The sequence below is a fragment of the Promineifilum sp. (SeqCode) genome (assembly GCF_041918635.1).
Classification (GTDB): domain Bacteria; phylum Chloroflexota; class Anaerolineae; order Promineifilales; family Promineifilaceae; genus Promineifilum.
Genome location: NZ_JAYRVJ010000168.1, coordinates 1 through 9,951 on the forward strand (window position 1 = coordinate 1; position 9,951 = coordinate 9,951).

Annotated in this window: 6 protein-coding genes and 1 pseudogene; 3 read left to right on the forward strand and 4 right to left on the reverse strand. The window is 66.4% G+C overall.

What is annotated here, in order from left to right; genetic code table 11:
- A partial coding sequence (locus ACE3UY_RS05690) for an FKBP-type peptidyl-prolyl cis-trans isomerase (RefSeq protein WP_374686584.1) occupies positions 1-553 on the reverse strand: 553 nt, incomplete at its 3' end.
- Between the two features lie 353 nt (positions 554-906).
- Here ACE3UY_RS05690 and msrP point away from each other — a divergent pair.
- Both msrP and ACE3UY_RS05700 read left to right on the forward strand, forming a co-directional pair.
- Positions 907-1,917 (forward strand): protein-methionine-sulfoxide reductase catalytic subunit MsrP, encoded by a 1,011-nt coding sequence (gene msrP, locus ACE3UY_RS05695; RefSeq protein ID WP_374686585.1) that lies wholly within the window; start codon positions 907-909, stop codon positions 1,915-1,917.
- Between the two features lie 119 nt (positions 1,918-2,036).
- Complete coding sequence (locus ACE3UY_RS05700; protein WP_374686586.1) at positions 2,037-2,702, forward strand: sulfite oxidase heme-binding subunit YedZ; 666 nt, start codon at positions 2,037-2,039, stop codon at positions 2,700-2,702.
- A 63-nt stretch (positions 2,703-2,765) separates the two neighbouring features.
- Here the strand turns inward: ACE3UY_RS05700 and dnaE are convergent, their stop codons facing one another.
- Complete coding sequence (gene dnaE / locus ACE3UY_RS05705; protein ID WP_374686587.1) at positions 2,766-6,839, reverse strand: DNA polymerase III subunit alpha; 4,074 nt, start codon at positions 6,837-6,839, stop codon at positions 2,766-2,768.
- Between the two features lie 179 nt (positions 6,840-7,018).
- Here dnaE and ACE3UY_RS05710 point away from each other — a divergent pair, with 179 nt between their 5' ends.
- Positions 7,019-7,660, forward strand: coding sequence for a hypothetical protein (locus ACE3UY_RS05710; RefSeq protein WP_374686588.1), 642 nt, complete (start codon positions 7,019-7,021; stop codon positions 7,658-7,660).
- Positions 7,661-7,706: 46 nt separating this feature from the next.
- On the opposite strand, the gene ACE3UY_RS05715 is transcribed toward ACE3UY_RS05710, so the two are convergent.
- Positions 7,707-8,735, reverse strand: coding sequence for an alpha/beta hydrolase family protein (locus ACE3UY_RS05715; protein ID WP_374686589.1), 1,029 nt, complete (start codon positions 8,733-8,735; stop codon positions 7,707-7,709).
- Positions 8,736-9,060: 325 nt separating this feature from the next.
- Positions 9,061-9,951 (reverse strand): annotated as a pseudogene (locus ACE3UY_RS05720) (site-specific DNA-methyltransferase); the annotation flags it as partial.

Genomic DNA, 9,951 nt, shown 5'->3' on the forward strand with positions numbered 1-9,951 from the left:
CGGGCGGGGCGACGGCCGTCAGCAGTTCCACGTCCATGTAAATGGTGGCGTTGGGCGGGATAATGCCGCCGGCTCCTTCCTCGCCAAAGGCCAGGTCGGGCGGGATGATGAGACGGGACTTGCCGCCCTCTTTCATCAGCAGCACCCCTTCCGTCCAGCCGGGGAACAGATCTTCATCGGTGGCCGTGGCGGTAATGGGCGCGCCCTCGCTGTAGGTGTCGGCGAAGATCGTGCCGTCTTCCAGCATGCCGACGATGTTCATGGTGACGATGTCGCCCGCTTCGGGGGTACGGCCATCACCTTCGGTGATCTCGACCAGGCGCAGGCCGCTCTCGGTATCGGTGATGGGGCCTTCGACGGTCGGGACGCCCGGCCCCGTCACTTCTTCCGTGCCGGTGACTTCGGTCTCGGCGGTCGCTTCGCCTTCGGCCTCGGCCGTCGCGGCGGGCGTTACGTCGGCCTCATCCGGTGGGGTAGCCGGGCCGCAGGCGGCCAACAGCAGCGCAATCGTGAGCAGTACGGCCCACACGGGAACCACAAATCTCTTCTTCATTATCGATTTCTCAAAGCTCCTATCTTTGCTGAAAACTTCGGCGGTATGGACCGTTGCGGCACTTACTCCCCCCTTAGGCGGATGCATGCAGCCGCCAATAGTACCGTCTCCCCGCCGCCCGCGCCACTTTCCCCCACGTGGCTCTCATGCAGTAGATAGTGGTCAGTGGTCAGTAAGCAGTGGTCAGTGTCCGCTGTTCACTCTTCACTGCTTACTGCTTACTGCTTACTGTTTACTGCGTACTGTTCACTTCTACGCTTCTGAACCGAAGTTTAATAGAATGGAGCGTATGGTAAGGAGATAGATGCACACCACATCTCTGCGCGTATAAAGGGAGAGTCAAGGAGTCGAAGATGCTGATCAAGAAACGCACGGGAATCGAAATACCTTCTTCCGAGATCACGCCGCAACATCTTTACCTGTCGCGGCGAGCCTTCATAGCTGCGGCTGGCGCGGCGGCCGGGGCGGCGGTGCTGGCCGCCTGCGCGCCCAAGACCGATCTGCGCGGCCAGAGCAGCGTCTCCCAACGGCAACAGCCGACGGCCGCGCCCGGCGAGACGGTCGTCCCGACGGCCACGCCGGCCGTTGTCCCCGGCCAGACCGACGAGCTGGGTGACCCGCTGACCAGCTTCGAGGCCGTCACCAACTACAACAACTTCTACGAGTTCACGACCAGCAAGGAAGCCGTGGCCGGCAAGGCCAAGGATTTTCCGACTTCACCCTGGCAGGTAATGGTCAGCGGCATGGTCAACAATCCCAAGACCTATGACGTTGACGAGTTGCGCGCCCTGGGCGAGGAGGAGCGCGTCTATCGCCTGCGCTGCGTCGAGGGGTGGTCGATGGTCATCCCCTGGCTGGGCGTTCCGCTGGCCGCGCTACTGAAAGACGTGGAACCGACGAGCAACGCCCAGTACGTCCGCTTCGAGACCATTTACGATCCGGACAATATGCCCGGTCAGCGCAGCCCGTTCTTCGAGTGGCCCTACGTCGAGGGACTGCGGCTGGACGAGGCCATGAACGACCTCGCCATTCTCGGCACTGGCCTCTATGGCGAGGCGTTGCTGCCGCAAAACGGCGCGCCGGTGCGGCTGGTCGTACCCTGGAAGTACGGCTTCAAGAGCATCAAGTCCATCGTCAAGATCGAGCTGACCGACGAGACGCCGCAGTCGCTGTGGATGGTCGCCGCGCCCAACGAGTACGGCTTCTACGCCAACGTGAACCCGGAGGTCAACCACCCGCGCTGGTCGCAGGCCACCGAGCGGCGCATCGGCGACGCCGGCCGCCGGCCGACGTTGATGTTCAACGGCTACAGCGAGCAGGTCGCGGGGCTGTACGCGGGCATGGACCTGGCGCGTAATTATTAGGATGGAAGAGACTCACGCAAAGATCGCGAAGAGCGCCAAGAACGCAAAAAGACGATCTTCCTTTGCGTTCTTGGCGTCCTTTGCGCTCTTTGCGTGAGCTTCTTTCTCAGGAGTGAAGCATGACCGAGCGGGTCGAACCCACCCCCATCGCGCCGGGGCGCAAGCCGCGGCGGCTCTCCCGCGAGGCGCAGCGCCGCCTGTTGCGCGTCGCCTACCACGCCATCGGCCTCTTCCCGCTGGCCTGGCTCATCTTCGACTTCTGGTTCGGTCTGCTCGGCCCGGAACCTATCCGGGCCATGATCCTGCGCACCGGCAAGGCGGCCATCATCATGCTGACGCTGTCGCTGGCCTGCACGCCGGCCGGCATCATTTTCGGCTGGAAGCAAGCGCAGATCGTGCGGCGGCCGCTGGGCCTGTACGCCTTTATGTACGTCTGCATTCACCTGCTGCTGTTCGTCGGGCTGGATTACGGCTTCATGTTCCGGCTGGTGGCCGAGGAGATCATCCTGCGCCGCTACGCCGTGGTCGGTTTCATCGCCTTCCTGCTGCTCATCCCCCTGGCGCTAACCTCCACCAAAGCGTCGCAGCGCCGGCTTGGCAAGCGCTGGAAGCGGCTGCACCAACTCGTCTACCTGATCGGCGGCCTGGCCGTCGTCCACTACCTCTGGCTGGTGAAGAACGCCTACGCCCAACCGCTGCTGTTCGCGGGGATTATCGGCTTGTTGCTGCTGGTGCGGGTTGCGCCGATCCGGCAGGCGATTGTGCGGGCGCGACGACGGTTGTAGCGCGGGATAGCATCCCGCGTCTGCCTGCGCGAAGATGCGGGATGCCATCCCGCGCTACAACCGCTACCGCTCGTAGACACGGCTAACCCCCGACACCCGCTCCAACGCCTCAATCAGCTCAATCGCCGCGTCCGTCCGGTGGTTGGGGAAGTCCATCACCAGGTCTTGCCCGGCCAACTGGAGGCGCAGCGCGGCGTTGCCCTCGAACCGGCCGGCCAGCTTGATCGCCTGCCGGCACGTGTCCTTCCAGTTGCCCGACGCCTTGATCTCGACGACGAGGAGCTTGGAGGGCATGGGGGGTAGTTCGGGCGGGAGCGGCTGGCCGTTGGCCGTGGCTGGCAGGCCGCCGCCGATCGCAGCCCCGCCTCCATTGTCCGCCCGCTGACCACTGACCACTGGCGACTGGCCGCTGTCGGCCGGCATCTCCACCACCGGCGGAGGCGGCGGCTCTTGCGCCTCCTCCACGGCCGCCGGGTCGGGCCGGGTCGGCGCTTCTTCCTCAATCGGCGCGTAGTCTATCATTAAGTAATCATCCTCGTCGTCGGGCGGCAGAGCCGGGCCGTCGCCGGCCAGAGCGGGCGTGGCGTAGCGGGCGGCCGGCTCGGCGATGTGGCGCGCCGGGGCGGGCGCGGGGCGAGCGTTCGGCTGGCCGTTCGCGCCATGGCTGTTGGGCGCGTAATCCCAATCCGGCGGATAGCCGTAATCGTCGGGCGGCGGGTAGTCGGGCATAGAAACCGAGTTTCTTCCAAGAAACTCGGTTTCGGCGGTTCCTCCATCGTCCCACGGCGCGCGCGCCTGGGCGGCGTCCTTGGCCACCGTCAGTTTCGTCTGGGCGCTATTGACCAGGATGGAGATGGCCTCGCTCTCCGCCTGCACCTGGCCGCGCACGACGAGGATCTGGTTGGGCTGCACCATCTCACGGCACGTGGCCCACGGCTTGGGGAAGAAGACCAGGTCGATCTTGCCGTCCAAATCTTCCAGCGTGACAAAGGCCATCGGCTTGCCCTTCTTGGTGTTCAGCGTCCGCACGCCGGCGACGAGGCCGGCCAGGGTGACGCCCTTGCCGTTCCAGTTGGAATCAAGCTCGCCCGTCCGCGCCGTGATGATGCTCTGCAAGTCGGCCAGCCGCGCCTCCAGCGGGTGCTCGGACAGGTAGACGCCGATCAGTTCCTTCTCCCAGTCGAGCAGTTGCCGGCGCTCGATGGCGGGCACGTCCTTCTCCGGCCGGATCAGGTTAATATCGACCTTGACGGCCGCGCCGTTGCCACCGCCGAAGAGGCTCATCTGGCCCACCTCGGCCGCGGCGTGGGTGGTGCCGCTGTGGCCGACGAGCCTATCCAGCGCATCGAGCAGTTGGGGGCGCGTGCCCCACTCGTCGAAGACGCCCACCTTGACCATCGACTCCAGCGCCCGCTTGCCCACCCGCCGCAGGTCGATCCGGTCGCCCAAATCGGCCGGGTCTTTGTACGGCCCGTTGGCCTCGCGCTCGTCGATGATGAGTTGCACCGCGGCCACGCCGGCGTTCTTGATGGCCGCCATGCCGTAGCGGATGGTCGGGCGCTGGCCGTCCTCGATGGTGAAGTCGAGCCTGGCCCGGTTCAGGCTGGGCGGGGCGACGGCGATGCCCAGCCGGCGGGCGTCGGTCACGTACTTGGCGACTTTCTCCGTATCGTCGTGATCGACGGTCAGCAGGGCGGTGATGTATTCAACCGGGTAGTGGGCCTTCAGGTAGGCCGTCTGGCAGCAGATGACGGCGTAGTCGGCGGCGTGGGCCTTGTTGAAACCGTAGCGGGCGAAGAATTCGATGTCGCCCCAGATGGCGTCGCACACCTCTTTGGAGAAGCCGCGCTGCATCGCCCCGTTGGTGAACTGGGTGCGGTGCTGATCCATCAGGTCGCGCTTCTTCTTCGACACCGCCTTGCGGATCATGTCCGCCTCGCCCGGCTCATAGCCGGCCAGTTCGGCGGCGATGCGGATGATCTGCTCCTGGTAGACGAGGATGCCGTAGGTGTCCTGCAGGATGGGCTTGAGTTCCGGCGTGTGGTAGGCGGCCACGTCCCTGCCCTCGTTGAGCGCGGCGTGCATGCGCCGGATGTACTCGGGGATGTTCTCCATCGGCCCCGGCCGGAAGAGGGAGATGGCGGCGATGATGTGGTCGAAGCGGCGCGGCTTCATGTCCATCATCAGCTTGCGCATGCCGGAGCCTTCCACCTGGAAGACGCCCAGCACATCGCCGCGGCCGAGCATGTCGAACGCCTTCTCCATCCCCTTGTCGCTGTCCTGGCCCGGCCCGCACTGGCCGATGTCGTAGGGGATGTTGTCCATGGTGTAGCGCACGCCGTGGCGCTGCTCGATGAGTTGCGCCGCCTTGCGCATGATGGTCAGCGTGCTTAGCCCCAGGAAGTCTACCTTCAGGAGGCCGATCTTCTCGATGATCTCCATCGGCCACTGGCTGACGGACTGGATGCCGCCCAACCCGGCCTCGCCGCTGGTCGGCCGGTGCAGCGGCACGTACTGGACGAGCGGCTTGTCGGAGATGATGACGCCGGCGGCATGGCTGCTGGCGTGGCGGGACACCCCCTCCAGCTGCTTGGCCGTGTCGATCAGTTCGTGGATGCGCGGGTCGCCCTTGTACTTCTGCTCCAGGTCAGCCGAGTAAAACTCGTGTTCCTTGTCGAGGACGTTGACGATCTTGGCCGGCTTGCCGGGGATGGCCGGGATGAGGCGGGCGACGGCGTCCACGTCGGGCAGGGGGATGTCGAGGGCGCGGCCGACGTCACGGATGGCCGCCCGCGCGCCCAACGTCCCGAAGGTAATGATCTGGGCGACCTTGTCCTGGCCGTACTTCTCGACGGCGTACTGCACCATGTCGTGCCGCCGGTCGTCGGGGTAGTCCAGGTCGATGTCGGGCATGGAGACGCGGCCGGGGTTCAGGAAGCGCTCGAAGATGAGGCCGTTGCCGATGGGGTCGATGCCGGTGATGCCCAGGGTGTAGGCCACCAGCGACCCCGCGCCGGAGCCGCGCACGTTCCACCAGATGTCGGCGCGCCGGGCGTACTCGCACAGGTCCCAGACGATCAGGAAGTAGGTGTCGAAGCCCATGCGGTTGATGATGCGCAACTCGTGGTCGAGCCGCGTCCGCAGCGTCTCATCCGTCCGCGCTCGCTCTTCGCCGTAGCGCCGGGCCAACCCCGTCTCGCACAGATGGCAGAGGTAGCTGTGGGCGTCGTATCCCTCTGGCACGTCGAAGATGGGCAGGTGATACCCCTTGGTATTCAGGTTCACGTTGCACATCTCGGCGATGAGCAAGCTGTTGTCGAGCGCGCCGGGCACGTGGCCGAAGAGCGCGGCCATCTCCGCCCGCGACTTGAGGTAGTAGCCGGTGTCGGTGAAGCGCATGCGGCGCTGCTCGTTGACCGTGGCCCCGGTCTGGATGCACAGCAGCACGTCGTGGGGCGACGCTTCCTCCGGCGTGGTGTAGTGCACGTCGTTGGTGGCCAGGAAGCGCAGGTTGTAGCGCGGCTGCATCTCCTCGACCAGAATCTTGTTGATGGCCGTCAGTTCGGGGATGCTGTGCTCCTGCAACTCGATGAAGAAGCGCTCCGGCCCGAAGATGTCGAGGTAGCGGCCCATCAGGTCGTGGGCCTTCTTCATGTCGCCCGCGCCGATGGCCCGCGGCACTTCAGCGGCCATGCAGCCGGTGGTGCAGATGATCCCCTCGCTGTGCGCAGCCAGGAAGTCGAGGTCGATGCGCGGCCGGTAGTAGTAGCCATCCAGTTGCGCGCCGCTGGCGAGTTGCAGCAGGTTCAGGTAGCCGGTCTGGTTCTCGGCCAGCAGCAGCAGGTGGGTGCGCTCGCGGTCGAGTTGGGGGTCGCGGTCGGTCATGCGCCGGGCGGCGACGTAGGTCTCGATGCCGATGATGGGCTTGACGCCGTGGTTCTGGCACGCCTGATAGAAGGGCATGACGCCGAACATGGCCCCGTGGTCGGTCAGGGCCAGCGCCGGCTGGTTGAGCGCCTTGGCCCGGCGAGCCAGGTGCTCGATGCGGCTGAGGCCGTCGAGCAGCGAGTACTCGCTATGGACGTGCAGATGGACGAAAGGCTGATGTTCGTGCGCGGCGGTTGTGGTCCCCGACATGGGGGCGAGTATAACACAACTGTTCGAGTGGGCGTCTTAAAGAATCGAGGGATTTAAGGCGCGGGCGGGGGAGCGGGGGCGCAGAGGCGCAGGGGAGCAAAGAACGCCGGCCAACAGGCTCTTTCTCCCCCGCACCCCCGCCCCCCTGCTCCCCTGCACACAAACGTAAGTGCGCCACGATGCATTTGCGATACAATGCCCCCATCATGGTCACTTACCGCATTCGCCGGTTGCACGCGCCTGGCGAGCATTCCCGCCGCTATCATCTGTACGACCGCTCCGACCAACTGCTGCTGGTGGCCGACCAGGGCAGCGGCTGGCTGCCGCAGGCGGGGCCGCCGCAAGTCCACTTCGCCCGCCCCGACGGCGAGCGGGTGGCCTCGATGGACTTACCGCGGGCCGGCGACCGCCGCCCGGAGAAGCAGCAGAGTTACGCCCTCATCTATGAGCACGCCGTCTACGCGCTCATCACCGCGCCCATCCGGCCGTCCACCGGCGGCACGGCCCCGCTGAGCCTGCCGCCTCCGTCGGGCAGCGGCATCGTCTGGCCCTTCACGCGGCTGCTGATCGAGGTGGAGGGCAACCGCTGGCTGGGGTTGTGCTGGAGCGAGGCCGATGGGCCGCTGCTGGTGCTCTACGACGCGCCCGACGGGTTGCCGCTGGCGGTCGACCCCGACCCGGCCGACCTGCCCGACGCCATCGGCTCCGTCGAACGCGGCGCGGGCGACTACCACTACGACCTGACCCTGCCCACCGGCCGGCTGGTGCAGGGGGCGTTGTTGGGGTTGGGGGTGGTGGTTTTGGTGGATAGTGCGAGCTGACCGCGGACGGCCGACCCGCGCCTTGCCTGTCCCCTTTCCATTACCCTCACCGCCGATGCAACTCAATCGCCCCACCGCTCAGCACTGACAGCGCGTCCGAACGCATCCACTCCTCCGCCTCCGGCCGCCGGCGAACCACGGCATCGAGAAAGGCCAGGCCCGCCGAGCCAAGCCACTCACAATGCTCGGCGCGCAGCGGGGTGTTGCACTTATCGATGTCCATCGTCTCGTGTACCGCCTCGGCCACCGTATCCCACACCAGCGCCTTGTTGCCCGGTAGCGAGGTCAGCCAGGCCGTCACCCGCGTCTCCGGCGGTTCGCCCGTCTCGTCCCCCACGCCAGTGATGAACAGGAAGGGCCGCTCGATGGCGGCGAAGCTGTGCGTCGTCACCCCCCGGTGGCTGCCCGGCGATTGAAAGCCGGACGAGAAGCCGGCGTACATCGGCCCTTGAGGGCCAGTAGCCATAAAAGCGATGGGCGCGTCGTTGCGCTCATTATAGACCGGGCCGTTCGGCTCCCACTGCTGGCTGGCTCCCGCGTTGGCCAGCACCGACGCCGTCCCCGCCGAGTGGCCGGCCACCACGATCTGTGTCGCGTCGAGCATCCCCGCCAGCGCCGGATCCAGCGCCTCGACATCCGCCAGGTGGTCGATCAGGAAATGGGTGTTCTGCGGGCCATAGCGAAGCTGCGTTATCCAGCCGGCGCATCGCTCGGGATCCGCGAACCCATTGTCCCGGCACTCGGCCTCGAACGGCGTCGGATCGGCGATGGGCGCCCGCGCGGGATGGATGAGCACGTAGCCGGCCGCGGCCAGCTTACAACTCCACTCCTCGCTCCGCGTGGCTCCTCGCTCCGACGGGAAGCCGCCGTGATGCCAGATAACCACCGGGCGAGGGCCGGGCGCGCCCACGGGATAGCGAATGACCAGCGGGATTTCGTAGTGATTGCGGGCGCTGTCGATCAGGCTTACCTGGTCGATGTCGCCCACGTCGTAGGCCAGATCGGACGTATACAGACACGTCGCCGGGTCGGCTGGGTCGCATGTGGACGGCAGTGCTCTGGCTGGCGAGAACATCTTGACACCTCTTCTTAGTAGTCGCCGCCGGTCACGGGTATTCCCCGCTCCGCCGCGACGCAGTCCTGAAACGCCGTCGGGGGCCGGCCGGCGCGTCCATCGCCTCGCGCACCGGGGCCGGCAGCGACCTACGGTGCGGAAGGCGTCAATCAACAGTTTGTACGCCGCCCAACCGGAACTCGGCCGGCCGCCCCCCTGGCACAGAGGGCGCGCCGATCCTCATCATGTGACAGCCTAAGTTACGTTCGCCTGCTTGTCAAGTGGGAGCTATCGAACATAGACAGTAGCGGCCCGGCGCGACTTACTCAATCAATCGCCTCGCCCACTAATCCACCGAAAAAATCTTCATCACCTCATCCCCCAAATGGTTGATCACCTTCACCGCGATGCGGCCGGTGGCGGGGCGGGGGAAGGGGCGCGAGACGGTGCGGTAGAGGCTCTCCCACGCCTCGGCGTCGATCTCCGCCCGCAGCGACGTCTTCAGCGCGCCGTAGGGGTCGTTCATGCCCAGGAAGTAGGCGTGGCGGACGAAGAAGCTCTCCTCGTTGTAGTCGCTGTCGATGAACCAGCAGGCGATGTCGTCCGGGCCGGAGGCGCGCACTTCGCCCGACTGGGGATGGAAGACGTCCACGCCGCGAATCTCCACCTCGATCTGATCGCCGCCGGCGGCGCGGATGTCGATGTCGGGCTCGCCGAAGATGACGAACAGGTTGCCCGCGTCGGTGTTAGCCAGCGCGCCGGCCATGTGCAGGTCGGCGTTCATGCGCGCCTTGAGAATCGGGATGCGGCCCAGCCGCTCGAACTCGCTGGAGTGGGCGTCGTAGTTGAAGGCGCAGGCGACGAGCACGTCGAAGCCCGCCTCGGCCGCCTCGCGCGCCGCGGCCACCAGGTCGGCGCGGGCCACCGTGCCGAACTCGGGGCCGATGAAGACGCCCGCCCGCCGCTCGACGCCCGTCTCGGCCTCCAGATAGACCCCTTCGGCCGAGATGTAGCGCCCCGGCCAGCCGGTCAGGGCGGTGAAGGCGATGCGCCCCTCCCGGTGGGCCTGCTGGACGCCGGCCGTGCGCAGGTTCTCCAGGATGACGGCGGCGAAGTCAGCCCCGTCCCCGTCATAGGCGGCGCGCTCGTCGCGGAAGAGATGGCCGTCCAGCGGCTGCAACTCCTCGTCGGCGTCCACGGCCAGCACGCGGTGGGGCGACAGGCTCTCCACCGTGAA

Bases quoted from the DNA above. Each gene is read 5' to 3' on its own strand.
- ACE3UY_RS05700 (WP_374686586.1), top strand. From the start codon at position 2,037: ATGACCGAGCGGGTCGAACCCACCCCCATCGCGCCGGGGCGCAAGCCG.
- msrP (WP_374686585.1), top strand. From the start codon at position 907: ATGCTGATCAAGAAACGCACGGGAATCGAAATACCTTCTTCCGAGATC.
- dnaE (WP_374686587.1), bottom strand. From the start codon at position 6,839: ATGTCGGGGACCACAACCGCCGCGCACGAACATCAGCCTTTCGTCCAT.
- ACE3UY_RS05710 (WP_374686588.1), top strand. From the start codon at position 7,019: ATGCATTTGCGATACAATGCCCCCATCATGGTCACTTACCGCATTCGC.
- ACE3UY_RS05715 (WP_374686589.1), bottom strand. From the start codon at position 8,735: ATGTTCTCGCCAGCCAGAGCACTGCCGTCCACATGCGACCCAGCCGAC.